This window comes from Rhodococcus sp. NPDC059968 (genome assembly GCF_042738615.1).
GTDB lineage: Bacteria > Actinomycetota > Actinomycetes > Mycobacteriales > Mycobacteriaceae > Rhodococcus_F.
Window position 1 is genome coordinate 1 of record NZ_JBHWUE010000123.1, and the last position, 25848, is coordinate 25848.

Below are 25848 nucleotides of genomic sequence, written 5' to 3' on the forward strand. Positions count from 1 at the left end.
GGCAAGCTGCCGTACATCGTCGACAGCGACGGAACCAAAGTCGGCGACTCCAACACGATCATCGCCTACCTGAAGGACAAGTACGGCGACAAGCTCGATGCGGATCTGAGCAAGCAGGAGCTTGCCCTGGCTCTCGCCTTCAACCGGTTGATCGAGGAGCACCTGTACTGGAGCGGCATCATCCAGCCGCGCTGGCGTGAGGACAGCGGGTGGGAGACCTACATCCCGTACATCGTTCAGGGCGCCGAGGTGACCCCGGAGATGCGCGAAGGCCTGGACGGGTTCCGGGGCCGGATCCTCACCGAGTTCGACGGCCAGGGTATGGGCCGGCGTAGCGCGGAGGTCGTCGTCGAGTTCTTCCGGGCGGACATCGATGCTCTGTCCGACTTCCTGGCCGACAAGGACTTCTTCCTCGGCGACAAGCTGCATTCGATCGACGCCTCGGTGTACTCGACGCTGCGGCACATCGCCGACCAGCCGCAGCAGTGGCTCGGATCCGGATACGTCCAGTCCAAGGCGAACCTCGTGGACTACCTGGACCGCATCCGCAAGCAGTACGACATCTAACCCGCCGGTAATCGACTCTCTTGGAGCATCGTTCGATGATTGACCTCTACTACTACACAAGCCCCAACGTGCGGAAGGTGCTCATCGCGCTGGAGGAATTGGGACTTGACTACCAGATCGTCTGGACCGACATCAGTGAGGGCGATCAGTTCGAATCGGAGTACGTCGAGATCAATCCGAACAGCAAAGTGCCGGCCATCGTGGATCACGATGGCCCCGGTGGCCGGCACTTGGCGATCTTCGAATCCGGTGCCATCCTGCTCTACCTGGCGGAGAAGACCGGTCGCCTCCTCCCCGAGGATCCGATCGCCCGCCAGGAAGTGTTGTGCTGGCTGTTCTGGCAGGTGGCCAACCAGGGACCGATGGCAGGACAGGCCGCCCACTTCGTCTCGCATGCCCCGAAGCAGGGAATCGACAACCCGTACGCCCGAAACCGCTACGCGGGCGAGGTGGCCCGCCTCTACCGCGTCATGGATGACCGGCTACGTGATCGCGAGTACCTCGCCGGCGAGTACTCGATCGCGGACATCGCGACCTTCCCGTGGACTCGGGTGGCCGCCGGGCACGGGGTCGATGTCTCCGACTACCCCAACGTCAAAGCGTGGGCCGACCGTATTTCTGCCCGACCCGCAGCCAAGGTCCGGATCTCCGACCCGCGCGAGGAGAAGGCCCGAAACCACGTCTACAGCGCGGAACAGTTCAAGACCCTCTTCCGCCCGGAAGGAAGTCAACCATGAGTATCACCGCAGATTCTCTGTCCAACAGCACCCCACCTGGGCTGACCATCGACGGAGAGATCACGACCACCGCAGCGGTGATCCCCGTGATCAACCCCGCCACCGAGTCGGCCTTCGTCGAGGTTCCGGACGCCGGAGTCGAGCACCTGGACTCCGCGGTCTCTGCCGCTCGGCGCGCCGCCGAGCACTGGGCTACGCACGACCTCCCCTTCAGACAAGGCATCGTCCTTCGCCTGGTCGACCACGTGCGTGCCAACATCGACGAACTGGCCCGTCTGGTGACCCTCGAACAGGGAAAACCCTTGGCGAAGGCCGCCGGCGAGATCGAATCGGGTCTGCGCGGTCTCGAGCGGTATGCGAGCTGGGACATTCCTGTCGAGGTCATCCGGGACAACGACGACGAGCTGATCGAGGTGCACCGTGCACCGGTCGGAGTCGTCGGGGGCATCACCGCCTGGAACTATCCCCTCCTGCTGGCGCTGTGGAAGATCGGCCCCGCCCTGATTACCGGCAACCCGATCATCGTCAAACCCTCACCCCTGACCCCGGTGGCCACGTTGCGCCTGGGTGAGCTCGCGCAACAGATCCTCCCCCCGGGTGTGCTGCAGGTGCTCAGCGGCGGCGACGATCTCGGCCGGGCGATGACTGCTCACACCGGGATCGACAAGATCACGTTCACGGGGTCCGAACGCGCGGGGAAGTCGATCATGGCGGGCGCCGGCGCGACCCTCAAGCGCCTGACCCTCGAACTCGGTGGCAACGATCCCGGCATCGTCCTCGACGACGTCGACGTAGCGTCGATCGCGGCGGATCTGTACTGGGGTGCCCTGTCGAACTGTGGTCAGGTCTGTGCGGGCCTCAAGCGCCTCTACGTGCCCCAGCACCTCGCCCCCGCGATCGAAGAAGCTCTGGCCGAGGTCGCCAAGGGGGTGAAGGTGGGCAACGGGCTCGACGACGGCGTCGACATGGGCCCGGTCCAGAACGCCGTCCAGTTCGCCAAGGTGCGTGGCTATGTCGATGATGCGGCCCACCGCGGCGCCGACGTGTACTTCCGCGGTGAGGTGCCCGAGGGCCCCGGTTACTTCCACCCGGTCACCTTGGTGCGTGGGGTCGACGACTCCGTGCCCCTGGTTCGCGAGGAACAGTTCGGCCCGGTCCTGCCGATCCTGACCTACACCGACATCGATGATGTGATCACGCGCGCCAACGACTCCGAACTCGCGCTCGGCGCCTCGGTGTGGTCCTCCGACGAACAGCGCGCGACCGAGGTCGCCGAACGGGTCGACGCGGGCACGGTCTGGGTGAACCAGCATCCGATGCTCTCCTCCGATGTGCCGTTCGGCGGCGTCAAGCAGTCCGGCCTCGGCGTCGAACAGTCCATCCACGGTGTCCTCGAGTACACCAACTACCGAGTGCTGCGGGTCAAACGATGACCGCTGAACGGAACCATCCAGAAGACCACCGCTCATACCGTCACAATGGAAGGCGCACAATATGTTACTGAACCGGGACGATTGGTACGACATCTCGCGAGACCTCGACTGGGAACTGAGCTACGTCGATCCGGCGGTGGCGTTCCCGACGAGTTGGAGCGGTGCGGGGGACGTACCGAAGGAGGCCTGGGACAAGTGGGACGAACCGTTCCGGGTGTCGTACCGCGACTACGTCCGGATCCAGCGTGAGAAAGAGTCGGGCGTCAAGGCCGTCAGCAGCGCCCTGGTGCGTTCCGGCACCTACGAGAAGCTCGACCCTGCGCACGTCGCCACGACGCACCTACACATGGGCACCACGTGCATGGTCGAGCACATGGCGGTCACCATGCAGAGCCGATTCTGTCGGTTCGCGCCGACCCCGCGCTGGCGCAATCTCGGGGTCTTCGGGATGCTCGACGAGACCCGCCACGCCCAGCTCGATCTGCGTTTCTCCCACGATCTGCTCAAGCAGGATCCGCGTTTCGACTGGTCGCAGAAGGCGTTCCACACCAAGGAGTGGGGTGTCCTGGCGGTGAAGAACTTCTTCGACGATGCGATGCTCAACGCCGACTGCGTCGAGGCCGCGCTGGCGACGAGCCTGACCGTCGAACACGGATTCACCAACGTCCAGTTCGTCGCATTGGCCGCCGACGCCATGGCTGCCGGCGACATCAACTGGTCGAACCTGTTGTCCTCCATCCAAACCGATGAGGCACGCCACGCTCAGCAGGGTTTCCCCACCCTGTCGATCCTGATGGAGCACGACCCCGCCCGCGCGCAGAAGGCACTCGATGTCGCCTTCTGGCGGTCCACGCGGCTGTTCCAGACGTTGACCGGGCCGGCGATGGACTACTACACACCCCTAGATCAGCGCAAGATGAGCTTCAAGGAATTCATGCTCGAGTGGATCGTCAACCACCACGAACGGATCCTCGAGGACTACGGGCTGAAGAAGCCCTGGTATTGGGACCAGTTCATGTACTCGCTCGAGAACGGCCATCACGCCATGCATCTGGGGACCTGGTTCTGGCGCCCCACGCTGTTCTGGAAGCCGAATGCCGGCGTCTCCAAGGACGAACGGGAATGGCTGCGGGAGAAGTACCCCACTTGGGAAGAGAACTATGGTGTGATGTGGGACGAGATCATCAAGAACGTCAACGATGATCGGATCGAGGACACTCTGCCGGACACGTTGCCGGCGCTGTGCAACCTCACCCAGCTCCCGTTGGGATCTGCGTTCTCCCGGCACGATCTCGCCGACCACAGCCTGATCTACAAGGGGCGGCTCTACCACTTCGATTCCGAGATCTCCAAGTGGTGCTTCGAGCAGGACCCCGAGCGTTACGCCGGCCACCAGAGCTTCATCGACCGTTTCATCGACGGACAGATTCTCCCGGCCGACCTCGCCGGCGGGCTGCTCTACATGGGTCTGACCCCGGACGTGATGGGAGACGACGTGTACGACTACGCCTGGGCGAAGGACTACCTCCCGTCGAAGCCCGCACTGGTGGAGGAATCCGTTGAACGCGAACCGATCTCGATCTGAGACCCGACTTCACTTGATTGCCAAGGAGAACTGACATGGCACCCTTTCCCATCACCGGCCGTTTCGTCGGCGATTTCGTCCCACTCCTCGTGGCCGTGGACACCGACGACACCTGGGATCAGATCGCCCGCAAGGTCGCGGCGCATGCGGTGGGCCGGCGGGTCCCGAAACCTGAGGTGAGCCCCGGATTCGAGGCGCTCGTGGACGGCACCGTGATGACTTCCGACGCCACCCTCGGTGAGCTACTCGGCACCCGCACGATCCCACCGCTGCAATGGGTCGACGTCCGCTTCCGAGAGCAGGTGAGTTCCGATGGCTGACGCACCCGGCAACGACTTCGTCGACCTGGTCGCCGAGGACGAACTGTGGGACGACGAGATGGAATCGTTCGACGTCGGAGACGACGAAGTGCTCTTGGTGAAGGTGAACGGTGAGGTCCGCGCGTACGACGGAATCTGCCCACACCAGAGCATCTCGCTGGTCGAGGGGGAATTCGAGAACGGTGTCGTCACCTGCCGCGCACACGAGTGGCAGTTCGACGCGCTGACCGGTTCCGGGGTCAATCCCCGAGACACCTGTCTGCACAAGCACGACGTCCGAATCATGGACGGTGTCATTCAAGTTCGCCTCAAGTCGCCGGCCGCGGCGCATCACTGACCGTAGGAGTTCACACTCATGACCATTGTCGACATGGATGCCTCGGACGAGTCGTCCCCCGACCTTGTGGGTCCGGTCATCCGGGCCGGCAACCTTGCGGAGGCGGTGATCGATGCGATCGAGGAGGACAACCCGGGACAGGACGTGCTGGTACTCGACCGCGAGGACTATGTCCGCATCCACACACGCGGAGCGTGCCGCCTGACGCAGTCGAGCTTGGAAAAGCACTTCGGCCAGAGTTATCAGCTGGCCGCGCTCGAGATCGACATGCCCTCGTTCAAGGGGCGCCTCAAGACTCGCACCGATGAATACGTCTGGTTCTACCAGAACTCCGGACAGGAGAAGTCATGACCAACAAGACACCGCGGTCCCGTTCGCGCGGGCTCAAGACCTGGAGTGCGTTCGGCAATCTCGGGCGACGGCCCACCGAATACGAAGTTCTCACGCACAACATGAACCACACCACCGGGCCCGTGCCACTCGAAATGGGACCAGACGTTCACGGAAACGTGTGGCTGCGCGAGCACCGCGACTCGATGAAATTGACGGTCGCCGACTGGGATAGCTTCCGGGATCCCGATACCGTCACCTACGGCAGTTATGTTGCCGACCAGGACGATCAGGAGACCTACGTCGAAAGTTTGATCGCCCAGTTCGACGGCGAAGGCTCCGACGAGACGCTTTCCGATGAGGCACTGACCCTGTTGGTGCGGGCCCTGACCCCGACGCGGTACGTCGCGCACAGCCAGCAGATGCTGTCCGCCTACGTCCAGCAGCTCGCGATCAGCAGCTATATCGGCAACTGTGCCGCTTTCCAGACCGCGGACCAGCTCCGCCGGGTGCAGCTCACCGCGTACCGCACCACCCAGCTGCAGCTGACGCATCCCGAACGCGGCTTCGGCACCGCGGAGAAGGAATTCTGGACCGAGCGCCCCGACTGGCAGCCGATTCGGGCCGCATTCGAATGGGCCCTCGTGGAATTCGATTGGGACCGAGCATTCGTCGCGACCAATCTGGTGACCAAGGCGATTGCGGATCAGCTCTTCCTCGTCCAGCTCCGGCACCAAACCGCCCGGGTCGGAGCACGATTGGACTCGCTGATTCTGGAGAACCTCTGGCGTGACAGCCTGCGGAGTCAGCGCTGGTCGGTGGCACTGGTCGAATTTCTCGTCGCGGCTGACGCCGGCAATCTGGATGTGCTTCAGGGTCATTTGAGTGAATGGGCCGCACGCGGGAACGAGATGATCGAGGCCGGCGCGCGGATCGTCGCGTCACCCAGCGGAGCGTCCGCGGACGAGATTTCCGCCGCGGTCCGCCAGGACTGGCACTCGTTCCTCGACCTCGTCGGTCTGCGGGCCGAATCCGATTGAGATCTGAGACCATGACTGTCACAGTGAACTTCAGTGGGCACGAGGGACCGGTGACGTGCGGGCCCGAAGAGACACTTCTTCGGGCCGGCCTCCGGGCCGGACTGGCCCTGCCCTACGAATGCGCCAGCGGTGGATGCGGCAGTTGCCGCGCGCAACTCGTGGACGGGGAGGTCAAGACCCTCTGGCCCGACGCCTCCGGGCTCTCCGAACGTGATCGCCGACGCGGCAATCGGATCCTGATGTGCCAGTCGATTCCCACGGCCAACTGCACAATCAAGGCACCGATACTCGACGGGCCGACGGTGAGCCGAGAGGCAGTGCCCGAGCGTGTGACTTCCCGACTCCTGGGCCGGGAAGCGCTGACCCCCGACACCGCTCTCTTCACCCTCGACTTCAGCTCACCCATCGACTTCTTGCCAGGGCAGTTCATGCTCCTGGAATCACCGGACGGCGTTCGGCGGGCCTACTCGATGGCGCACCCCGCCGACGGGGCCGGTTCCACCACCGTGGAATTCATCATCCGCGCCAAGCCCGGCGGGGCGGCATCGAGTTGGCTCTTCGATAAAGTCCAGGTGGGCGAGGACATTCTGGTCGAAGGACCGTATGGGCGTGCATACGCACAACCGGGGTCCGAGCGTCCCGCGGTGTGTATTGCGGGCGGCACCGGGCTGGCACCGATCCTCGCGATCACCGAGGAACTTCTCGTCGAGAACCGGGCGCGGCGGGTGGACCTGTACATCGGTGCACGTATGGCCGGGGACATCGTTCTCCTCGATCGGCTCGCCCGCTTGAACGAACTCGGTGCCCGTGTCGCCGTCTCGGTCGAAGATCCCGTCCTCGCTGGCAACGAGCCGGCTGGATGGGACGTGTTTGACGATTCCCGGGTAGGGCGGGTGATCGACCACGTCGCCGAAGACTGGACCGATCTCAGTGATCACGACATCTATCTCGCCGGCCCTGCCGGACTGGTCGACGCGGCGTTGCGAGCGCTGGTGCGCGAGCGTGGGGCCTCCGCGGACCGGCTGTTCTTCGACCGTTTCATCGCCTGAACGCAGTACCCCTCTCGAACTCGGAAGGATCCATCATGTTGCTGGAAACCATCGAACTACCGACCGATGAGCACTACGCACGTAACCTCATCGACGGAAGGTGGGTGTTTCCGGCCGCGCCTTACGAGTACGAGATCCGGAACCCCTCCGACAGCACGATCACCGCGGTTGTGCCCCTCTCGTCGCGATTCGACGTCGATCGGGCGATCTCGGCCGCCGGTGACGCGCTGTCGGGGCCCTGGTCCGAGCTACACACCCGGGACCAGCTGCTGGCTCTGTTGCTGCACCGGCTCGCCGAGGCGGCACCCGAGCTGGCACGCCTGCAATCGACCGAGACAGGTCTCGGATACGCCGATTCCCTCGCCACTATCGAATCGACATTGAGGATCGCTCGCGCGATCCTTACCCGAGAGGTCCTGCACCCGAGGCTCACACCCGCAGGCATCTCCGGGCACGTACTGTCGTGGGGGGCACCGTTCTCGGAGATGCTGCTGAATGTCTTCCCGGCACTGGCCGCCGGAAACACCGTAGTGGTCAAGCCGTCGCTGCGCGGTCCCTTGTCACCGGTGGCGTTCGCGTTCATTGCAGACCAGCTGGGATTTCCCGCCGGCGTTCTCAACATCGTGCAGGGCACCGGCGTCGACGTGGGCGCCGCACTCATCAGCAGTACCGCACTCCAGACGCTGCACGTGCGGGCGAACGAGTCCACCCTGAGCCGGGCCAGCCGAGCTGAACGCCGGACACACGTGCCCCTGCGAACCCTGGCCGGCGGCGGCAACGCCGCGATCGTCTACCCCGGCCTCGCGAATGACAAATTCGCGACGATGGCCTCCCACATCGCCGAAGCAGTTCGGGTCCACAACGCCGGCGGACCGTTCGGTCTACACACCGTCGCGGTGCACCGGGACGTCGCCAAGAATGCCATCGCTGCGGTTCTCTGCCAGCTGACCCTCTTCAACAATCGTGCCGCTCCCCTGCCCAGCGAACCCGTCCGGCGGCGGGCCTTCGATCGGATCGACGAGTTGGACGCCGGCGGCGGGCGGGTACTGCTGGGGGGAACGATTCCCGATGACATCAGGCATCGAATGGGGTGGCGGCTGCCCACCACGGTCGTCGACCTCGGCGACGCAACGTCGAAGGCCGCGGCAAAGGCACTGGCCCACTCCCGTGAACCACTGGGACCCGTGCTCACCATCGTCCATTGGGACACCCTCGCCGACCTCGACAGGGTATTCGACGCTCGGCGCCATCGTGACGGCTACGCATCGATCTGGGGGGACGACTCCACAGACGACCGCACCCGGTTCGGTGTCGCTGCCCGCGAACAGGGACCGCAAAGTGCCATGTACAGCGGCTTGGTACCGGCCGCATGGACAGGGGAGTCGACACATCGCACTATCGGCGAGGTGGCGTCATGAGCGGGCCGCCAGTGCTTGACGACCCGCAGGCCCGGTCTGGGCTTCGGTTGGACTTCGTGTTCATCACCGATCCCCTTGCCGGACTGGCACCCGCGCACGACACCACCATCGCTTTGATGGAGGAAGTGCAGTTGGCCGGCCATCGCGTGTTGACCACGACGATCGGCGAGCTCGGCATCGATCGAGGGCGCGTATTCGCCCGATGCCGGGAGGTGACGTTACGCCCAGCGGTCTTGAGCGAAGACAAGTGGATCGCCGACACCGACTGGTACACCAGTGGCGCATCCCGCCGCCTCCCTCTCGACGAGGTATCGGCGATCTTCATGCGGACCGACCCTCCGGTCGACAGCAACTATCTTCGTGCCACCTTCATCCTCGACTTGGTCGATCCCACCAAGACGCTGCTGATCAACTCCCCTGCTGGGCTCCGCGACGCGAACGAGAAGTTGTTCGCCCTGCGGATGCCCGAACTGGGTCCCCCCACCCTCGTCTCCGCGGACAGAGACGAAATAGTCGAAGCCGTACATTCCTGGGGAACAGCAGTTCTCAAACCCACCGACGGCATGGCCGGCCGGGGCATCATGCTCCTGCGACCGCATGACCCGAACCTGCACTCGATACTCGACACCGCCACCGTCCGCGGTGACCAGCACGTAGTCGTCCAGCAGTACATTCCGGAGGCGGAGACAGCGGGAGACCGTCGCGTGATCGTCCTCGACGGACAGCCGATCGGATCCGTCCGCCGCATCGTCGACACCGGCGGCGCCGGCGATGAATTCCGGTGCAACATGGCCACCGGTGCACGCGTCGTGCGCGACACCGTGACCGCCCGCGACCGTGAAATCTGCAACACACTCGGACCCGAGCTCGTCAGGCGTGGACTCGTGTTCGTCGGACTCGACATCATCGGAGACAGGCTCACCGAAGTGAACGTCACCAGCCCCACAGGAATCCGCGAGATCGATGCGCTCAGCGGAACCCACCTGGCCGCCGACACGATCGAATGGGCGGTCGCCCGATGCACAACCATGACGGAGATGCGATGAGCACGGCGATCCCACCGAAACAGCGCGAGCACATCGTCGTCATCGGCGCCGACGCCGCAGGTATGAGCGCGGCCCATCAAGCGCTGCGCAGCGCGAAAGCCGCGGGACGCGACGTCGACGTAATCGCGCTCGAGAAGACCTCCGACACCTCGTATTCTGCCTGCGGCATCCCATACCTGGTGTCCGGGACGGTCGGCACCGCCGACGAATTGAGCGCTCGCACGCCCGAAAAGCATCGGGCTATGGGGGTGGACCTCCGGATGAACGTCACCGCAACCCAGATCGACCTCGATACTCGCACGGTCACCTACGCCCACAACACCGGAGGTGAGGAGGAAGTTGTTCGATTCGACAAGCTTGTCCTCGCCACCGGTGCCCATCCGATCATCCCGGAGTGGGCGGTGACCGACGGGGGTGAACTGGTGGGAGGCGTGCACCCGGTCAAGGATCTCGATCATGCCCGGCACTGGCTCGATCTCGTCTCCCGCCGGTCACGCGATGGAGTAGCCATCCGCCGCCGCGCGGTGGTGGTGGGCGGCGGGTACATCGGCGTCGAAATGGCGGAAGCGATGGTGCAACGCGGATTCAGCACCACACTCCTGACCCGCAGTGCTGTGATGAGCAGCCTCGACTGCGATATGAGTGAGAGGGTGCGCGAGACCGTCCAAGCCGGCGGAGTCGACGTCGTCACGAACACCACGGTTGCCGATATCGACATCGACAGCGGCGACGGCCACGTTCGGTCGGTCACCGGCAGCAACGGGCAGGTCTACCCCACCGACGTCGTCGTCCTCGGACTCGGTGTGCGCCCGGCGACCGAACTCGGCGTGGCCGCCGGGTTGCCCATCGGCGAACGCGGTGGCTACTTGCCCAACGAGCGGCAAGAGGTCGCCGAGGGCGTCTGGGCCGCCGGGGACTGCTGCGAAGTCATCGACCGAATCCGGGGGCAGTACGTCCTGGCGCCCCTGGGCACCCACGCGAACAAGCAGGGGCGCATCTGTGGGTACAACACAGTTGGCGGATCGCACGAGTTCCCTGGTGTTCTAGGCACCGCCATTACCCGGTTCGTGTCCGCCGGCACTCACGTGGAGGTCGCCCGTACAGGCCTCGGGACTCGGGAGGCGACCGAGGCGGGGTACGACGTGGAGTCTCTGGTCACTGCCGGCGGCACGGCGAGTGGATATATGCCGGAGCGATCACCGATCGCCACCAAGATCATCGCCGACCGTCGTACGCGCCGGTTGCTCGGTGTGCAGATCGTGGGCGGGGCGCAGTCAGCCAAGAGGATCGACACTGCCGCCGCGGTACTGTGGGGCGAGATGAGCGTCGACGACCTTGCCGCGATGGATCTCTCGTATGCCCCACCGTTCGCCACGGTGTGGGAGGCAATTCAGCTCGCCGCCCGCCGATTGTCGGATCGGATGTGACCGCGCCGAACCAGCACCGACTCACGACGAAAGGCGCAGTTGTGAACAGTGTGACTGAGCCGATGCCGGTGGAAGACCTGCTCGTCGAACTGAACTGCTGGGCGGGTGTGAACGGGGCTCGGGAGGCGCGGGGGGTAACCGTCTGCCGGTTCGAGGAGCCGGGTCCGTATTCGTGGGAACCGGCCCACGGTGTCACCTTCGGTCTCGTCGCCCAGGGCCGACTGTCCGTGGACATCGATCGCACCGCTCACGGATGCGGTCCACTCGAGGGAATCGTCTTCACGGACCGTCTGTGCCCCGCGATCGAAGTAGTCGAGGCCTCCGCCGACCATCCCTTCCTCGCGATGTTTCTGCAGATCGACACGGCGATCATTCGTCGCATCTCGACGGATGTCTTGGTCAGCGATGCCGCGGCGGTGCCGATCACCCGGCGTGGCCGTCCGGGTGGCAATCAGTGCAGCGGCACCTTCCGTGTCGATGCACGACTACTCCACACAATTCTCCGGTTTCTTCGCGCCCTCGATGGCGAGTTGGACGAGCGAGTGCTCGCACCGATCTGTTTGCAGGAGATCGTGTATCGCTTGCTGCAGATCGTCAGCTGCCAGGATCCGCTCGAGGTGGCCTCACGCGAGTCCGACGTCGATCCTACGCGGTCGGCGATCGAGTACATCAGGTCTCACCTCACTGAATCGATGAGTGTGAGTGACATCGCGCGGGAGGTCCAGATGAGCGAGTCCGCGTTCGCGCACACCTTCCGTGCGACGATCGGCGTCAGTCCCTACCAGTTCCTCAAATCCGAGCGACTGGCCGCTGCTCGACGCATGCTCATCACCGAATCCGGCATCAGTGTGAGCGAAGTTGCACGTGCCGTGGGCTATTCGAGCGCCTCCCACTTCATTACAGAGTTCAAGCGCCGGTACGCGGTCACACCCCGCGAATATGCGAGCGGGAAGTACTCCTGCGCTGCGCTCGAGGTCCTCGACCGTCACGACCCCACCCACACGAGAACAGCAGAAATGGTGCACTCCCCCGCAGGCAACTGATACGCGAAGGCCCGGCGGATATCGCACCGTCGATCTGGCACCGCTACTCATCTCATACGACGCAATCCGTGCGGCACTGAATCCGGGCAGTCTTCCGAACTAAAAGGGTTGCTGCGGAGCTGCACTCGAATTCAAATTTCATGTCCCAGAACTGCCCCGACGTGACCGCCCGTGTCGGACAGCTCAACACCGTGCTCCCCCGCTTCCAGGGTCTCGTCAGCGGCAACGAGGAGAGCATCCAGTTGGCGGCCAGTATGCCCACCTCCCAAACGGCGTCGACGGCCCTGCCCTCTGGTTCCTCGTCCATGGAGCGGTCTTTGTAGCCGCCGGCGTGCTCGGACTGGCGCTGCACGAGCCGGGTCATACGCCCCAGCCGAATCCCCGCGAAAAGACACTCGCCGTCTCCTGAGAGGAGGGATTGGCTGGCGGAGTGGGGGTGAGTGCGCCCTTCCGCCGTCCCCCACTTCAATGCGCAGGGCGCGCGCTTGCGAGGTCTGGCATGAGTGATGGAGCTCCGTGCGCTGCTCGCGGCCCGGACTTTGTTGCTATTGGGTAACCCGGGTTGTCGCCTCGGTATGCGCTCCGTCACCTACGGGTGTGGCGGCCTGCGCAAGAAATTCTCCAGACGCCGGAAACGGTGGTCCTCGAGACGTGACGCCCTGGGAGTCCTCCCCTCGGGGCCGCAGCTGTGCGCACGCCGGAGTCCGTTGCACCGCCAGGTCAACTCGATCGCTCCTGGTCCCAGTACGAGTCGTCTGGATCGTCGTCTTCGAACAGCGGCCAGCCACCGAATGAGGCGCCGCTCAGAGTGAGAATCGCGGTGAAGAACTTCTCCAAGATGAACAAGGAAGTCTGCTTTCTGTCTCGCTCGAGACCATTTGTGTGCCTACGGGCAGGATGCGCCACCGAACGCGTGCCAACGCGATGAATCATCGCCGTGCGCGGGAATTCCCGTGCCTCGACGCGGCCGCGAACAGGCGGCTACGCCGCATTGTTCGCAGGAGCTAGGACCGGCACGAGAACCGAGTGAACCCCTGTGACATTTAGCATCTGCCGGATCGGGCCGCCCTGGCAGAGCTGGGAGGACAGCACACGTTCGCGGCACCGCACGGGATTCACCGTCCTCGGATCGATCGGAATCCCAATCAGTATTTCCGCGGACGTCGCGCTGCGGCTCGCATCTACCAGCAACGACTCCTCGTCGACTGCCCGGATGGGCACGTCGCGTCGTCCTCGAACCGAGCCAACGGTCACTACGACGTAGTCGAGGCCACCCTGAGTGAAGGTGATCAATCGGCAGTGGCGGCCGGACACCACGAGCCTGACGTCAAGGCCGCGTTGCGGCAGATGGTCGGCCATATCACTTTGCGCCCGCGGCAGTCCCGGCGCCGACGACGCTCGAGAACACGAACCGATGACAGTTCGCCGTGAGGTCCAGCTGAAAAATTCGTCCGTCGCGTCCATTGGTCGCGCCTCTTCTGTAAATCCGATCGCCTTGTCGGGGTTGCACCCGATCCCAACTTGTGTTGTGGATCACATAATCATATGAGTGAAAAGATGGCTAGTCAATTATTCACTGGATACTCTTTCTTAGTCGTGAAATGTTTATCGAGAGGTTACCCCAGCCGGTCTACCCGGCGAAGCGATCAGGACGCCCACCGGTCGGATGCACTACGGAGCACGCTCCACCAGCAGTCAGGTAACTGCTACGCCGCGAGGGATTCGGCCCGCTCAGTCGACAGTCATGAGGTGTATGGAGATGAAACGAGAATCAGAGTTGGTTGCGTCAGGCCTCGGCCGTGACGAGCCCCGATCATGCCGCCTATGGGATCTCATCCTCTATTCGGTGATCGTGATCGCAGTAGCGGTAGGCGTTGCGGCAGTGCTCACCAGCCAATGACCGAGTCGCATCGGAGTCACCGGTGGTGTGCCGCAGCAAGTTCTGGATGCCATGCCGTTCCGGCAATTCGTCAACAGCTCAGACGCCGAAGCTGAACCCCTCGGTGCGCGATTGCCCGGCGCGGGCACTGCAGCTCTACAGGATTGCGGCAGGTCCTGTGCGGAGCACGCGCAGGCGCACACTGGAACTGCCCCGATCAATGCAGATGACCGCAGGTCGCGCGACCACTTCCGCATACGACATCGACATTCCCACGCGGTCGATACAGGCCACGATCAGACAGACTGAAAGGAAATCAGCGGTGAACGACTCCGAAACGATCCCGGTCGGGCGTAAGGGCCGGGTCGGTACTGTCACACTGAACCGGACCAAGACGCTCAATGCCCCCAACTCGCCGATGCTCGCGGACATCATCACCGCGCTCGACGGCCTGGAGAACGACCCAGGGATCGGCGCCATCATCCTTACAGGCTCTGAGCGCGCCTTCGCCGCCGGCGCCGACATCAAGGAGATGTGGCCCCAAAGCTATGCACATGTATTCGCCGGCGACTTTCTCGCAGGTTGGGAACGGCCGGCAGCGGTACGCAAGCCGACCATCGCCGCCGTAGCCGGATGTGCCCATCGTGGCGGCCGCGAGGTGGCGATGATGTGCGACCTCGTTATCGCGGCTGACCGCGAGATTCGGCCAACCCGAGATCACTCTGGGGGGATCCCCGGTCTCGGCGGTTCACAACGCCACACGCATGCGACCGGCAAGGCCAAGGCCATGGACCTACTACTGGCCGGGCGCACGATGGACGCGGCTGAGGCCGAGCGTGCCGGACTGATCGGTCGTATCATCCCCGCCGATCAACTCCTCGGCCAGGCGCAGAGCATCGCCGAGACGATCGCATCGATGTCGCGACCGGTCGCGATGATGGCGAAGGAAGCAGTCAAACGTTCGTTCGAGACCACTCTTGGCGAGGATTGCGCTACGAGCGGAGGGCTTTCGACTCGACGTTCTCACTCGACGATCAGAAGGAAGGCATGTCCGCGTTCATCGAGAAGCGCGACCCGACCTTCACCCACCACTGAGTGGATGTCGATGTCGGGGCCGTCGGACGTTCGCCACCTCCACTCGGCGACGCTCGTCCACGCATCTCACTGCGTGCCTCCACCCCGGTGTCGGCACCACCGAGTCCACGCGACGCCCTAAGAACCCGATTGTCACCACTCCGCGACCGTCGGCCCCTCAGCCGAAGGCTGATTCCACGATGACCCACCACACCGCCCGCGGTCACCTTGCAAAGGAAATCCAATGACCACCGACCACCACAGTGAGCACCCCACCGAGCAGCTGCGCCGCGAAATCACCGACGAGGAACGGGCGGAGTTCGCTGCCAACGGAGTCATCCGCCTCGAAGCAGTGATCCCTCCGGCGTGGATCGACTACCTCCGGACCGCCGTAGATCGGATGATGACGGACGTGCACAGTACGTCCCAGAACTACACGTCCGCAGGGCAACCCCGCTTCTTCTCCCAAGCGTTCCCGCGCTTCATCGACTCCGCGTTCAACAGCTGGGCTCTGCGCGGGCCGACCAAGGACATCGCCCGCCAGATGCACTCTTCGGCGCGATCATTGCGGTTCTTCTACGACCAGGTGTTCGCGCAGGAACCGGGATCAGGACAGGGTGCGCCCTTCCACCAGGACTATGCCTACCTCCCTGTCGACGGCGCTCAGTACTTCCGTATCTGGGTACCGCTCGACACCGTCACCACTGATAGCGGGGCGATCCACTATCTGAAAGGTTCACACCTTGGTCCCGTCTACCGGCCCCGCAGTTTCAGCGGAAATCCTGATGTTGCTGCGGTCTATCAGAGTTCACCCTTCCCCGAATCACCCGATTTCGACGCCGACTACGACCAGCATCAATGGTTCATTGGCGAGGCCGAGCCGGGCGATGCGTTACTGCACCACCCGAAGACCGTCCACGGATCGCGCGCCAACCATTCCAGTCGATCTCGCCGTGCCGTCACCACGATCTTCACAGGTGACCAGGTCGTGTGGGATCCGAGGCCGGGTACCAGCTTCGACCACCTTCCCAGTATCGGTGGGTTCTCAGTCCCGCCGATGACCCCCGGCACCCCGATCGGCGGCGACCTGTTCCCTGTGGTGTGGCACGAAACCCCCCTTCACGATTGACAAGATGACGCCAGCATTATCGGCCGTTCCCAGGAAACACCATCCTGCCGCCGAACCCCTGATGCGGGCTCACCCATATTGGTGTCGTGTCAGTTGCCGATGACCGGCAGGATCAGCGCGATGCGCAATTTCTGGTCGATCGTTTGCCCGAGGGCGAGTGATCGGTCCAACAGGGGGGCGAGTGCTTGAACTTTCGCGTCGGCGTCCGCCAGGGTGTGCACGATTTGCCCCGCGGGAACGGCGGCGGCATTTGCCTGATCGGTTGCAGATGCACCTGCGTCGATGATGCCGCCGAGGGGGGCATCCGCGGACTTCAGGGCGTCACCGAGAGCCTGGAGTTGGGTGCCGAGATCCCCGAGGGTCTGGTCAGCGCGGGTGAGGGAGTCGAGCACTCCGATGACTTCCGGAAGGCCCTGGTTGATGGCGGCGTTGGCGGGAGGCAATTCCTTCGCCCCGGACAGTGCCTCGTTGGTGGTCTGGTCAACGGTTTTCGCTTGATTGACACCGTCTTTGAAGATGTCATTGGTGATGCTCAAGTCTCGTGTGACGATCAGAATGCCACATAAGAGTGCGATGGCGAATGCCAGGGCAATCGCCCAGGAGAGCCGAAACATAATGTGTGTTCTGCCTTTCACTCGTTGTGTGTCAGTTCCTGAGCCGTCCGAGCGTTACGGGGTGGGGGTGGTCGCGACGCCGAGAGGGGGGAGGTTCAGGGAGTTGACCGGGGGACCGACCACCGCGAGCAGCGGTCCGAGCTCCTGGATGTGCCGGGCTTCTTCCTCGACGTTCGCCAGCGTCGCGGCGATGGCGGTGGCCTTGGGGCCGAGCGTTCCCAAGGTGCCTTCGATCGTGGTCAGTCCCTGGTTGATGGCCTCGAGCTGCGTGGTGACCGAGCCGACGGCGGTCGACAGTCCCGCCACCGTCGGGCTCGCTTGGTTGGCGCGATCGGTCACGTTCGCGACGAGGTCAGGCAGTGGGGAGGCGATCGTGCTGACTGTGCCGGTGCTGGCATTGAGTGTCTTGGCCTGTCCCGTCAGCTCTCCGGCCTTGGTGGTCAGGCCTTCCAGGTCGTGTGCCAGCGGGTCCAACGCTTGAATATCGGAGGCCAGCCGGGCGTGTTTGGGGACGAGAATCGAGGTCAGTGTGTCGAACTGGCCGGCGGAATCGATGACCTCGAGACTCAGCTGCGACGGTCGCCCCAGCGGGTCGACCACATCGTCGAGTCCGGGAAGAAACCCATTGACGGCGCAGAGCAGCACAGCGGGCGCGAGCCCCAGCCCGAGCACGACCCCGAGCCATGCCTTCTTGGTGATCATCAGTTCCCTCCCGGTGCAGGAATGAAAGCGCCCTGTTCGGGAACCAGCGCGAGTTTGTTCGTCGTCCGCGTCAGCTCCGCGTTGAGTGCGTTCACGAGATCTATCGCAGTGGTGAGCTCGTTGTTCACGTCGCTCACGGTGGTGTTCGCGTCCGCCGAGATTTGATGCAGCGAAGCCGCCGAACCCTGCAACGTGGTGGCGACAGTCTCGAGCTGTCCTGCGATCTGGGTGTCGCCTTGCCCAGCGGCGAGCAACGCACGTGCGTCCGGCAGCAGCGCAGCCAGGTGATCGACGTCGGCGGCGGTGGCGACGTTGAGCTGGGCCAACACCCCCGCCAGCTCGTCGAGTTGCTTGTGTGCCGTGGCCGGGGCGGTGAGGTCCGCCCGTTGGGCGAAGTATTCGTTGGTCAGCCGGAAGTTGTCCACGATCGTGCGCGCGCTGTCCTGCACGAGCTGACCCTTGTGGATGGCCGCAAAGACCAGCCCGAACAGGACCACGGCCAGGACCGCGGCGAGGCGGCCCATCCATTCGGTGGCTACGGCGAACCCGGTGGAACTGGGTGTTGCTGTATTCGGTATGTCCATCCGGTGGGGCAGTACGCCCTTTCGGTAGGGCAGCGCCGAAGCCGGGATATCGAGTCGCTGAAGTCCGGCCAGGCCTCGGCGGGGGTACGCCTCTGGCGGTAAGTCGGTGCCCTGCTGCATGTCACGTCCAGTCGAGAGTAGGTACAGATCGGTTGGAGCAGAGAAGGTGGTTTCAGCCCGGGAGCGGAAGCATTTCGTTGATGGTTTGCGCGGCAGCAACCGAACCCTGCAGGTCGCTGACAAGGCCCTGAACGATGACCAGCAGCTGCCGGCCCTGGTCGCCGAACGCTTCCGCTGACTCCACGAGCGGGAGCACGGTGTTCTGGACCTCGCCGAGGATGCCCTGGATGTTGGTCAATTGCTCGTTCGTCAGCTGCGCGCCGTCGGTGCTGCCGGCAAGCATCTGCGCGGCCGGGGTGATCGCTTCATCCAGCTTGGTCAGCAGCGGCCCGAGTGCGGCCGTAGCATCGAGTGCGGTTTGCGCGGTGTGAGTGAGTTCAGTCAGCTGCTGGAGCTGATTGGTCAGTCGGTCGTTGACGTCGACGATGCCCTGGGAGGCAGTGATGCTCGTTTCGTTGGCGCGTTGCTGGTTGTCGAGTCGGGTGTTCAGGTTGAACACGACGAAGGCGAGCAGGCCGAGAACCCCGACCGCGACGATTGACAGAACCAGGCGCGCCGGTCCGCCGCGGCGTCCGAAGAAAATCAAGGTACTTCTCCTACTTTCCAGACAGGTCGTTGGCGGATTCTTCCGCCGACAGGCGGGCGCTCTGGACCTTGGCGGCGGTTGAACGTGCGTCGGTGAGGATGGCGTCCAAGGTGGCGCGGTCGCCGGCGACCGCCGCGGTGGCGCCGTCGACCGGCGGCTGGAGTGAGCTGATGTGCTCGGTCAATGTGTCGAGCGAGGCGACGAGATCGGTCACGTTCGCGCCGGCGAGGTCGAGGGTCTTCTGCACGTCGCCCGTGATCTGGCCGGTGAGGGTGTTGAGTTCGGCGGTCACTGCCGCATCGGTGCTCAGGACACTCGCCAGTGATGCCTTCATCTTGTCGAGCGCGTCGAACGCGGCCAGCGTGACCTTCTCGTGCTCGACAATCTGATCCAGGGCCGGGTTGTAGTTGCCGGCGGACACCACCGCTTGGTCGAGCCGATAGGGCGTGGCCGTCAAGTCGTAGATCCGGGGATACAGGTATAACGCACCCACCGGAATCAGCGCGAGAACCAGGAGTACGCGCGCCACATTCGTTGTGGTCGAGGCGCGCCGCGGCGGCTCGGCGAATCCGCCTGGTGCGATCTCGTCGGGAGATACGATCGGCATGGTGGCCTCGCCATCGAGGGTGTGCCTGTTCCGGCTCGAAATCGCCGTCACGACTCGACAACCGAGACCAGCGCGATAGTGCGCAACGCCGTCAGCGTGTGTGTGAGAAGACCCTTCACCACAAGCTTGTGCGTGACGATTCCGCCGAGCACCTTCATCCCACGGTTGGTGAAGAAGCCCACCGGGATCAACCCGCCGGCTTTCATCGGCAACTGTGAAACGTCGAGGATCTGGTTCACGCTGGCACTGATGGTGACGCTCGGCCGACCCACGATGTCGTTGTATACAATTGCCTCGTCGGTGCCGAACACGATCGTGCAGGCGCTGTCGGTGTCGGTGCTGTAGATCGACACCGGCCGGGAGATCTTACGTGCGAACTTGACTCGGGACGGGAAGTTCTCGACGTTCTGCTCGAGCAGCATCCCGAGGATGCTGGCGACGCCGTTCGCATCGTCCCCGTCGTACAGGGTGACCGGGTATGTCTCGGATTCAACAGTGGTCATCGATCATGGCCTTTCACAGCAGGGTCAGCGATATGTCCTATCGGCCCTGCGCGGGACTCGCCTGGCGAACACGCGAGTCCCACACGGGCCGTTTGTCAGTGGGTCACACGTCCCAGTCCGTGGGCACCTGACCCCACGACAACAGGAAATTGTTGAAGGCTCCAGCATTCTCGATGGCCGCCGACATCGGCCCCTTGGCGAATTTGACCTTTCCGGCCAGCAGCAGTTTTCCGCCCTCGGCGTCGCCCTCGGCCGCGCGCTGCCACGTCTCGAGCGTCCCGTTGATCTTCAACCACAGGTCGCTCTCGTCGAACTTGCGGATCGTCCAGGAGATGATCCTGGCCTTCTCCCACTCGATATGGCAAGCCACATCGTCTTTACCGATTGTGCCGAATTCCATGCGATTGGTGAACGAATCGGGGTCCTTGAAGCCCTTGTACACCTCCGGGTTCGCGTTGGCAGCCTCGAGCGCCAGTTCACACCACTCCTGCGAGAAAAACTTCAGCTTGTCGCTCATCGGTTCGACTCCTGTTCAGTCAATCTGTCTCAAAAGAACTGTGCAGATGCACATTTCACTAGACTGGAGGGCGCCTCGGTACTAGCTCACATCTCGCCACGACATCGCCGAGTGACACCGCTCACATCCGCAATTACCGTAGGCATTGATTTTTCACTCGTCAATTACTGATTTCTGTCTGCTTTTCCGACATGAAAGATCATGACAAGGATCCCGATCGGGGCCATCACCGGACTACCTGCATTTCGGGAACACATTCGCGCTCGCTGATTCGTCACCTGCCAACGAAGAAGCGCCGTGTTTCCAACCCCCCAGATTCGAGCTCGTGTCATGAGCCTGATCGGCCCCTCCACGCCGCGCCGTGACATGTGCGGCGGGCCGCAGCCTGTCGCGTACCCGCGCGCTGATCGCTGCGGTCGTCAACTGGTAGCGGGATCCTGCTGATTGGTTTCGCATTCGACCGTTAATCACCACCTCGGTCCCGCGAACGCCTCACCAGGTGTGTAATCCGAGGGAAACACCCGGATGGAGCCGACTACGTCCGCGAAACGGAACCCGGCAGGATCCATCCGGCCCTATCGATGAGGTGAGATTGACGATGTCCTCGTGCTGATCGCCGTCACCGGCGCCGACCGAAGGCCACTTGTCCTGCGTCATCGGCACTCGCTCAGCCCTGGCACACCGCTCCCGTCACCACGATCAGCGTGAATTCGTCCGGGGGGAAGTGGGGACGACATCACGCACCAATCCGAACGAAGACAAAGGTCACCGATTGTCGTGGATCCCCTGACGATTTCACTGGTCCGATCAAGCTTCAAATCTATCGGAGCGATCCCTGAAGGCGAGGACAAGTTCGCACGTTCCTTCTACGCCATTCTGTTTGCCACTCATCCCGAGACCCGCCAGCACTTCCCGGCAGCCATGGACACGCAACGCGATCGACTGATGCAGGCGATCAGCTACGTCATCGACCAACTCGATGCACCGGAATCCGTACTCCCCCTGCTAGCCCAACTCGGACGAGATCACCGCAAATACGGAGTCACAGAGGAGCACTACACCGCCGTCGGCGAGGCACTCGTCGCCGCGCTGGCCAACCTTGCCGGACCTGAACTCTGGACCGACGAGACGGACAACGCGTGGCGTCTGACGATCGCACTTATCGCCTCGATCATGACCGAGGCCGCCAACTCCGACGAGGGACCTCCGACACGTGTGGGCATGGTGATCGAACATCGCCGAGTACTCGACGACCTCGCCATCGTGCGTCTGGAACTCGACCACACGATGTCGTACGAACCGGGACAGTATGTCAGCGTGCAGGTACCCAGGCGTCCCAGAATGTGGCGCTACCTGTCGTTGGCAACGCCACCCACACCGGACCGGATCGTCGAGTTCCATGTCCGACGAGTATCCGGTGGCTGGGTGAGTCCCGCGATCGTAGGAGAGTCACAGATCGGCGACACCTGGCTGATCGGATCACCACTCGGTTCCCTCGGTATGTGGCGCGAACCTCGCCGAAGTCGGCTGATGATCGGCGAAGGAACCGGAATCGCTCCTTTGCGAGCGCAGTTGATGGACACCGCACAGCTTGACGGCAACCCTCGGACGCATCTGTTTGTCGGCGGCACCTACCCCTGTGACCTGTACGACCTCGACATGCTGTGGGCATTGACGCGGACGAATCCGCAGCTGACCGTCATCCCGGTAACCGAGTACAGCGACAATCCGTGGTGGGTCTCGAGAACGTCGCGGCCCTCGGGCGGTGTGCACGATCCACTCACCGGCCAGATGAGCCGTGTGGTCGCCGAATACGCGGACTGGACTGGTCACGACATCGAAGTCGTGGGATCACCGTCAATGATCCACACAACCAAGTATCGATTGATGGCCGCCGGAGTCGATGCCTGCCACATTCGCCATGACCCGCTGTACTGAGAGCCGGCGCCGCGAAGTCTTGAAGACCTCCACGTTGCGTGGATCTCACCGCTGAAGCAGCGAGCTCAGGACATCGACGGGTGTCGTGATGGTCGCCGGGACCGCGAACGGCTCAGTCGGAGAGTAGACCACGAGTCTCGCCAACAGAGTGCGCGCTACGGGTGGGGACTGGATGAACCGACGTCGACTCGAACGTGGCAGAGATGAAGCCAGGCGCTTCAGAAATCGACGTCGCGGGGCAGCGCGGTCACACATGCCGCCACGTCGGAGGTCCAGCCTGGCGGTGCGGGGTGCAGTACAGGTCGAGATGATCTTCGAAGGTGCCGAGGAGGTCGAGTATTCCGGGGTGCCCGCGTCGAGAACGGTGCGGGCAAGGCGGTGCTGCGCACAACGGACGATCGCGAGCCCGAGCTCACGTATGGCATCATCACGGCGGTCAGCCGCATAGAGCGCACAAGCTAGTAGCAACTGGTTACGCAGTTCCGCCCGGGGCCGTGCGTCCCGTCGTGCTTGGGTCAGCAGTTCAGTGGCCGAGCGTGATGGCTTGGTTGGCTCGGTCGGCGTCGGGATCGATGAGAAGAACCATCCGTCGGTGGATGCGCGCAGCCGGGTCACGTCCTCGGCGGTGAGGGCGAGACCTCGCAGATCCACCAGGAAGGACTGGGCTTCTTCGACGTCGAAACGCAAAGCGGTGGAATCGATCTCGACCAGCTCATCGCGCACCCCGTACGCGCTGAGGGGAAGCCCGGACTGGCTGCGGCTGGTTACCACCACCTGCAGGTGGTGGCAGCTGTTGGAGAGCAGGAAGTCGGTTGCCTTGATGGTGGTGGGATCGGTGACGCGGTGCCAGTCGTCGATGGTCACCCCAAGCAGTTCGCCACCGTCCTGAATGTCGTCGATCAGTGAGGTCGGTACGTACCGCTCGGCCTCGTCACCGTGCTCTTCCAGGACCTGTCCGAGCTCGTGGGCGAGGGCAGGCTGAACCATTCGGATCGCCTCGACCAGGTGCGAGGAACCAGACGACATTGTTGTCGTCCTGATCGATACTCAGCCACGCCACCGGCACGCCCTCACCGATCAGGTGCTCGCGCCACCGGCGGTGGGGTGCTCTTCCCGAAACCCGCCGGGGCATGGATCAGCACCAGGCGTCGGCACTCCCCGGCCGGAGCAGTTCGAGCAGCCGGGCCCGCGGAACGAGGGCCGAGGGCCGAGGGCCGAGGGCCGAAGACACCTTCGTCCAATTCGGCATGACCCCCGCCCGGTTCACCGAGCGACGGTGGCACCTGGTGGCCCGCGCACCGTTCAGCGCTCGTCTCATCGAGTCCTTCGCTAACGCGTTCCTGCCCCCGGCGGCCTTATGAGCGCGACACATTCCGGACGAATCCCTCGCCTTCGCCGATGCCCATGCGGTACCTCATCTCGAGCTGGGTGCTCAGTCGGTGACGCCTTCTGCACGGGCAGCGGCGGCGACTGCCTCCGCGACAGCGGGGGCGACGCGAGGATCGAGCGGGCTGGGAACGATCTTGTCTACAGCCAGCTCGTCACCGACGACCGAGAGGATTGCCTCGGCGGCGGCGAGCTTCATACCTTCGGTGATCCGGCGGGCACCGGCATCGAGCGCACCGCGGAACACCCCGGGGAAGGCCAGCACATTGTTGATCTGGTTCGGGAAATCCGAGCGTCCGGTGGCCACGATCGCCGCGTGCTTGCGGGCGACGTCGGGGTGGATCTCCGGGTCCGGGTTCGACAACGCGAACACGATGGAGTTCTCCGCCATCGTCGCGATCAGCTCCTCCGGGACGGTGCCCGCGGACACCCCGAGGAACACATCCGCCCCGTCGAGCGCTTCGACGATGCCGCCGCGGCGGCCGGCCGGGTTGGTGCGCGCGGCCAGATCCACCTTGACCTCGTTCAGATCGTGGCGATCCTTGGAGACGATGCCCTTCGAGTCGAGGACCGTCACATCGGCGATACCCGCGGCGAGCAGGATGTTCGCGCAGGCGACACCGGCGGCGCCGGCACCGGAGATCACCACCCGCAGCGCGGACAGTTCCCGGTCCTGCACCTTGACCGCACCCTTGAGCGCGGCCAGGACGACGATGGCGGTGCCGTGCTGGTCGTCGTGCATGACCGGGCAGTCCAGGGCCTCGATGACACGCTTCTCGATCTCGAAGCAGCGCGGCGCGGAGATGTCCTCCAAATTGACCGCACCGAAACTCGGGCGCAGCCGGATCAGGGTCTCGACGATCTCGTCGGGGTCCTTGGTGTCGAGGACCAGCGGGATCGAGTTCAGGCCCGCGAAACTCTTGAACAGGGCGGACTTGCCCTCCATCACGGGAAGGGAGGCGCGGGGGCCGATGTCCCCGAGGCCGAGCACCGCGGAACCGTCGGAGACGACGACCACCAGGCGGCTGGTCCAGGTGTAACGATCGGCGAGCGTTTCGTCGGCGGCGATGGCGCGGGACACCTGCGCGACGCCGGGCGTGTAGGCGATGGACAGGGCGCGCTGGGTATCGAGGGCGGTCGTGGTCTCGACCGAGAGCTTCCCCCCGATGTGGCCGGCGAAGATCTCCTCGTCGGTCAGCTCGACCTTCTGCGGTGTGGTGGATTCGGACACAATGGTCATTGTCTACTCATTCCTTGGCTATCGACGATCCGCGTGAGCGTGTCGTCGCAATTGATCATCAATTGGGCACAGCTAGCGCTTACGCAAGTGAGTCCTGCCGGGTCGCGGTTGTGCTCAGGTCATCTCTCGATCAGGGCGTCGCCGGGGTCGGCGGCGTGTCGGGGTGTGAGTGGTTCGAGGGGGCGGCCGACGGCGATCGCTCCGAGCGGTTGCCAGTCGGCGGGCAGCTCGAGGGTACTGCGGACGATGTCGGCGGCGAAGATCGTCGAGCCGATCCAGCAGCTGCCGATTCCCTTGGTGGCCAACGACACCAGCAGCCCCTGCACCGCCGCACCGACCGCGACGGTGAACATCGTCGCCTCCGCCGCCCGCCGGCGCCGATCGGGGTAGCTGTGGGCGCCGTCGGGAACGCAGAACGGGATGATCACCTCCGGCGCGTCGAACAGGATGTTCCCGCGGGCCACCCGCGCCGCCACCGCCTCGGCACCCCTCCCGTCGGCGGTGAGGTCGGTGCGCCACTGCTCCCGCATCCGGGTCAGCAAGGTGTCGCGGACGTCGCGGGTGCGGACCCACACGAACCGGACCGGCCGGGTGTGGTGCGGCGCCGGCGCGGTCAACGCGTCCGCGATCGACGCCC

28 protein-coding genes and 1 pseudogene are annotated in these 25848 nt (G+C 64.0%); 17 read left to right on the forward strand and 12 right to left on the reverse strand.

Features of this window, described 5'->3' with window-relative positions; genetic code table 11:
- From ACFWAY_RS46760 to ACFWAY_RS46825, 14 genes are all read left to right on the forward strand, one after another.
- The coding region (locus ACFWAY_RS46760; protein ID WP_378458585.1) for a glutathione S-transferase family protein at nt 1-567 on the forward strand (567 nt) is incomplete at its 5' end.
- 35 nt (nt 568-602) lie between these two features.
- Nucleotides 603-1304: a glutathione S-transferase family protein gene (locus tag ACFWAY_RS46765; RefSeq protein WP_378458586.1), complete on the forward strand. Its 702-nt coding sequence runs from the start codon at nt 603-605 to the stop codon at nt 1302-1304.
- Between the two features lie 77 nt (nt 1305-1381).
- Nucleotides 1382-2737, forward strand: a complete 1356-nt coding sequence (gene tadD / locus ACFWAY_RS46770; protein ID WP_378458608.1) for a non-phosphorylative glyceraldehyde 3-phosphate dehydrogenase TadD — start codon at nt 1382-1384, stop codon at nt 2735-2737.
- 61 nt (nt 2738-2798) lie between these two features.
- Nucleotides 2799-4322 (forward strand): isoprene monooxygenase oxygenase subunit alpha, encoded by a 1524-nt coding sequence (gene isoA, locus ACFWAY_RS46775; RefSeq protein ID WP_378458587.1) that lies wholly within the window; start codon nt 2799-2801, stop codon nt 4320-4322.
- A gap of 35 nt (nt 4323-4357) precedes the next feature.
- Nucleotides 4358-4642 (forward strand): isoprene monooxygenase oxygenase subunit gamma, encoded by a 285-nt coding sequence (gene isoB, locus ACFWAY_RS46780; RefSeq protein ID WP_378458588.1) that lies wholly within the window; start codon nt 4358-4360, stop codon nt 4640-4642.
- Complete coding sequence (isoC, locus tag ACFWAY_RS46785; protein WP_378515403.1) at nt 4635-4979, forward strand: isoprene monooxygenase ferredoxin; 345 nt, start codon at nt 4635-4637, stop codon at nt 4977-4979. The genes isoB and isoC overlap by 8 nt, the downstream gene beginning before the upstream one ends.
- 18 nt (nt 4980-4997) lie before the next feature.
- Nucleotides 4998-5330: an isoprene monooxygenase effector protein gene (isoD, locus tag ACFWAY_RS46790; protein ID WP_025432436.1), complete on the forward strand. Its 333-nt coding sequence runs from the start codon at nt 4998-5000 to the stop codon at nt 5328-5330.
- Nucleotides 5327-6349 carry an isoprene monooxygenase oxygenase subunit beta gene (gene isoE / locus ACFWAY_RS46795; protein ID WP_378515405.1) on the forward strand — a complete coding sequence of 341 codons (1023 nt, stop codon included), beginning with the start codon at nt 5327-5329 and terminating at the stop codon, nt 6347-6349. The genes isoD and isoE overlap by 4 nt, the downstream gene beginning before the upstream one ends.
- An 11-nt stretch (nt 6350-6360) precedes the next feature.
- A complete protein-coding gene (gene isoF / locus ACFWAY_RS46800; protein WP_378458591.1) occupies nt 6361-7398 on the forward strand; it encodes an isoprene monooxygenase reductase in 1038 nt (345 codons plus the stop codon).
- A 35-nt stretch (nt 7399-7433) separates the two neighbouring features.
- Complete coding sequence (locus tag ACFWAY_RS46805; RefSeq protein WP_378515406.1) at nt 7434-8816, forward strand: aldehyde dehydrogenase family protein; 1383 nt, start codon at nt 7434-7436, stop codon at nt 8814-8816.
- Nucleotides 8813-9862, forward strand: a complete 1050-nt coding sequence (gene gshB / locus ACFWAY_RS46810) for a glutathione synthase (protein WP_378458593.1) — start codon at nt 8813-8815, stop codon at nt 9860-9862. The genes ACFWAY_RS46805 and gshB overlap by 4 nt, the downstream gene beginning before the upstream one ends.
- The gene (locus ACFWAY_RS46815) at nt 9859-11289 is read left to right on the forward strand and encodes an FAD-dependent oxidoreductase (RefSeq protein ID WP_378458594.1); all 1431 of its coding nucleotides are present in this window, start codon (nt 9859-9861) and stop codon (nt 11287-11289) included. The genes gshB and ACFWAY_RS46815 overlap by 4 nt, the downstream gene beginning before the upstream one ends.
- Nucleotides 11290-11330: 41 nt before the next feature.
- Nucleotides 11331-12332, forward strand: a complete 1002-nt coding sequence (locus ACFWAY_RS46820) for a helix-turn-helix domain-containing protein (protein ID WP_378515407.1) — start codon at nt 11331-11333, stop codon at nt 12330-12332.
- Between the two features lie 140 nt (nt 12333-12472).
- Complete coding sequence (locus tag ACFWAY_RS46825) at nt 12473-12655, forward strand: hypothetical protein (protein WP_378458596.1); 183 nt, start codon at nt 12473-12475, stop codon at nt 12653-12655.
- Between the two features lie 658 nt (nt 12656-13313).
- On the opposite strand, the gene ACFWAY_RS46830 is transcribed toward ACFWAY_RS46825, so the two are convergent.
- The gene (locus ACFWAY_RS46830; RefSeq protein WP_378458597.1) at nt 13314-13796 is read right to left on the reverse strand and encodes a hypothetical protein; all 483 of its coding nucleotides are present in this window, start codon (nt 13794-13796) and stop codon (nt 13314-13316) included.
- Nucleotides 13797-14431: 635 nt separating this feature from the next.
- Here ACFWAY_RS46830 and ACFWAY_RS46835 point away from each other — a divergent pair.
- Nucleotides 14432-15427, forward strand: a complete 996-nt coding sequence (locus ACFWAY_RS46835) for an enoyl-CoA hydratase-related protein (RefSeq protein ID WP_378458598.1) — start codon at nt 14432-14434, stop codon at nt 15425-15427.
- 102 nt (nt 15428-15529) lie between these two features.
- Nucleotides 15530-16414, forward strand: a complete 885-nt coding sequence (locus ACFWAY_RS46840) for a phytanoyl-CoA dioxygenase family protein (RefSeq protein WP_378515409.1) — start codon at nt 15530-15532, stop codon at nt 16412-16414.
- Between the two features lie 89 nt (nt 16415-16503).
- On the opposite strand, the gene ACFWAY_RS46845 is transcribed toward ACFWAY_RS46840, so the two are convergent.
- The 7 genes from ACFWAY_RS46845 to ACFWAY_RS46875 all read right to left on the reverse strand — a co-directional run bounded on the left by ACFWAY_RS46845 (nt 16504) and on the right by ACFWAY_RS46875 (nt 20647).
- The gene (locus ACFWAY_RS46845; RefSeq protein WP_378458600.1) at nt 16504-17028 is read right to left on the reverse strand and encodes a hypothetical protein; all 525 of its coding nucleotides are present in this window, start codon (nt 17026-17028) and stop codon (nt 16504-16506) included.
- Between the two features lie 54 nt (nt 17029-17082).
- Nucleotides 17083-17730 (reverse strand): hypothetical protein, encoded by a 648-nt coding sequence (locus ACFWAY_RS46850; RefSeq protein WP_378458601.1) that lies wholly within the window; start codon nt 17728-17730, stop codon nt 17083-17085.
- Nucleotides 17730-18434 carry a hypothetical protein gene (locus ACFWAY_RS46855; RefSeq protein ID WP_378458602.1) on the reverse strand — a complete coding sequence of 235 codons (705 nt, stop codon included), beginning with the start codon at nt 18432-18434 and terminating at the stop codon, nt 17730-17732. Before ACFWAY_RS46855 ends, ACFWAY_RS46850 begins: the two co-directional genes overlap by 1 nt.
- A 52-nt stretch (nt 18435-18486) precedes the next feature.
- Nucleotides 18487-19020 (reverse strand): hypothetical protein, encoded by a 534-nt coding sequence (locus ACFWAY_RS46860; protein ID WP_378458603.1) that lies wholly within the window; start codon nt 19018-19020, stop codon nt 18487-18489.
- 10 nt (nt 19021-19030) lie between these two features.
- Nucleotides 19031-19627 (reverse strand): hypothetical protein, encoded by a 597-nt coding sequence (locus tag ACFWAY_RS46865; protein WP_378458604.1) that lies wholly within the window; start codon nt 19625-19627, stop codon nt 19031-19033.
- Nucleotides 19628-19674: 47 nt separating this feature from the next.
- Nucleotides 19675-20130 carry a hypothetical protein gene (locus ACFWAY_RS46870; RefSeq protein WP_378515410.1) on the reverse strand — a complete coding sequence of 152 codons (456 nt, stop codon included), beginning with the start codon at nt 20128-20130 and terminating at the stop codon, nt 19675-19677.
- Nucleotides 20131-20233: 103 nt separating this feature from the next.
- Entirely contained in the window at nt 20234-20647 is a 414-nt protein-coding gene (locus ACFWAY_RS46875) for a hypothetical protein (RefSeq protein WP_378458606.1), read from the reverse strand.
- A gap of 777 nt (nt 20648-21424) precedes the next feature.
- On the opposite strand from ACFWAY_RS46875, the gene ACFWAY_RS46880 reads away from it, so the two are divergent.
- Nucleotides 21425-22585: a globin domain-containing protein gene (locus ACFWAY_RS46880; protein ID WP_378515411.1), complete on the forward strand. Its 1161-nt coding sequence runs from the start codon at nt 21425-21427 to the stop codon at nt 22583-22585.
- A gap of 45 nt (nt 22586-22630) precedes the next feature.
- Here the strand turns inward: ACFWAY_RS46880 and ACFWAY_RS46885 are convergent, their stop codons facing one another.
- The 4 genes and pseudogenes from ACFWAY_RS46885 to ACFWAY_RS46900 all read right to left on the reverse strand — a co-directional run.
- Nucleotides 22631-23191 carry a hypothetical protein gene (locus ACFWAY_RS46885; RefSeq protein ID WP_378458609.1) on the reverse strand — a complete coding sequence of 187 codons (561 nt, stop codon included), beginning with the start codon at nt 23189-23191 and terminating at the stop codon, nt 22631-22633.
- Nucleotides 23168-23783, reverse strand: a pseudogene (locus ACFWAY_RS46890) (protein kinase); the annotation flags it as partial. The gene ACFWAY_RS46885 and the pseudogene ACFWAY_RS46890, both read right to left, overlap by 24 nt.
- Before the next feature lie 234 nt (nt 23784-24017).
- Entirely contained in the window at nt 24018-25211 is a 1194-nt protein-coding gene (locus ACFWAY_RS46895) for an NADP-dependent malic enzyme (protein WP_378515412.1), read from the reverse strand.
- Nucleotides 25212-25330: 119 nt separating this feature from the next.
- Nucleotides 25331-25848: nitroreductase family protein (locus ACFWAY_RS46900; RefSeq protein ID WP_378515414.1), on the reverse strand; the 518-nt coding region annotated here is incomplete at its 5' end.

Excerpts from the sequence above, each read along its gene's own strand:
- ACFWAY_RS46765 (WP_378458586.1), top strand. The coding sequence starts at position 603 with ATGATTGACCTCTACTACTACACAAGCCCCAACGTGCGGAAGGTGCTC.
- ACFWAY_RS46870 (WP_378515410.1), bottom strand. The coding sequence starts at position 20,130 with ATGACCACTGTTGAATCCGAGACATACCCGGTCACCCTGTACGACGGG.
- ACFWAY_RS46895 (WP_378515412.1), bottom strand. The coding sequence starts at position 25,211 with ATGACCATTGTGTCCGAATCCACCACACCGCAGAAGGTCGAGCTGACC.
- ACFWAY_RS46835 (WP_378458598.1), top strand. The coding sequence starts at position 14,432 with ATGCAGATGACCGCAGGTCGCGCGACCACTTCCGCATACGACATCGAC.
- ACFWAY_RS46830 (WP_378458597.1), bottom strand. The coding sequence starts at position 13,796 with ATGGACGCGACGGACGAATTTTTCAGCTGGACCTCACGGCGAACTGTC.
- isoE (WP_378515405.1), top strand. The coding sequence starts at position 5,327 with ATGACCAACAAGACACCGCGGTCCCGTTCGCGCGGGCTCAAGACCTGG.
- ACFWAY_RS46865 (WP_378458604.1), bottom strand. The coding sequence starts at position 19,627 with ATGCCGATCGTATCTCCCGACGAGATCGCACCAGGCGGATTCGCCGAG.
- ACFWAY_RS46825 (WP_378458596.1), top strand. The coding sequence starts at position 12,473 with ATGTCCCAGAACTGCCCCGACGTGACCGCCCGTGTCGGACAGCTCAAC.
- gshB (WP_378458593.1), top strand. The coding sequence starts at position 8,813 with ATGAGCGGGCCGCCAGTGCTTGACGACCCGCAGGCCCGGTCTGGGCTT.
- isoD (WP_025432436.1), top strand. The coding sequence starts at position 4,998 with ATGACCATTGTCGACATGGATGCCTCGGACGAGTCGTCCCCCGACCTT.
- ACFWAY_RS46855 (WP_378458602.1), bottom strand. The coding sequence starts at position 18,434 with ATGCAGCAGGGCACCGACTTACCGCCAGAGGCGTACCCCCGCCGAGGC.
- ACFWAY_RS46815 (WP_378458594.1), top strand. The coding sequence starts at position 9,859 with ATGAGCACGGCGATCCCACCGAAACAGCGCGAGCACATCGTCGTCATC.
- isoA (WP_378458587.1), top strand. The coding sequence starts at position 2,799 with ATGTTACTGAACCGGGACGATTGGTACGACATCTCGCGAGACCTCGAC.
- isoF (WP_378458591.1), top strand. The coding sequence starts at position 6,361 with ATGACTGTCACAGTGAACTTCAGTGGGCACGAGGGACCGGTGACGTGC.
- isoB (WP_378458588.1), top strand. The coding sequence starts at position 4,358 with ATGGCACCCTTTCCCATCACCGGCCGTTTCGTCGGCGATTTCGTCCCA.
- ACFWAY_RS46850 (WP_378458601.1), bottom strand. The coding sequence starts at position 17,730 with ATGATCACCAAGAAGGCATGGCTCGGGGTCGTGCTCGGGCTGGGGCTC.
- isoC (WP_378515403.1), top strand. The coding sequence starts at position 4,635 with ATGGCTGACGCACCCGGCAACGACTTCGTCGACCTGGTCGCCGAGGAC.
- ACFWAY_RS46840 (WP_378515409.1), top strand. The coding sequence starts at position 15,530 with ATGACCACCGACCACCACAGTGAGCACCCCACCGAGCAGCTGCGCCGC.
- ACFWAY_RS46875 (WP_378458606.1), bottom strand. The coding sequence starts at position 20,647 with ATGAGCGACAAGCTGAAGTTTTTCTCGCAGGAGTGGTGTGAACTGGCG.
- ACFWAY_RS46845 (WP_378458600.1), bottom strand. The coding sequence starts at position 17,028 with ATGTTTCGGCTCTCCTGGGCGATTGCCCTGGCATTCGCCATCGCACTC.
- ACFWAY_RS46805 (WP_378515406.1), top strand. The coding sequence starts at position 7,434 with ATGTTGCTGGAAACCATCGAACTACCGACCGATGAGCACTACGCACGT.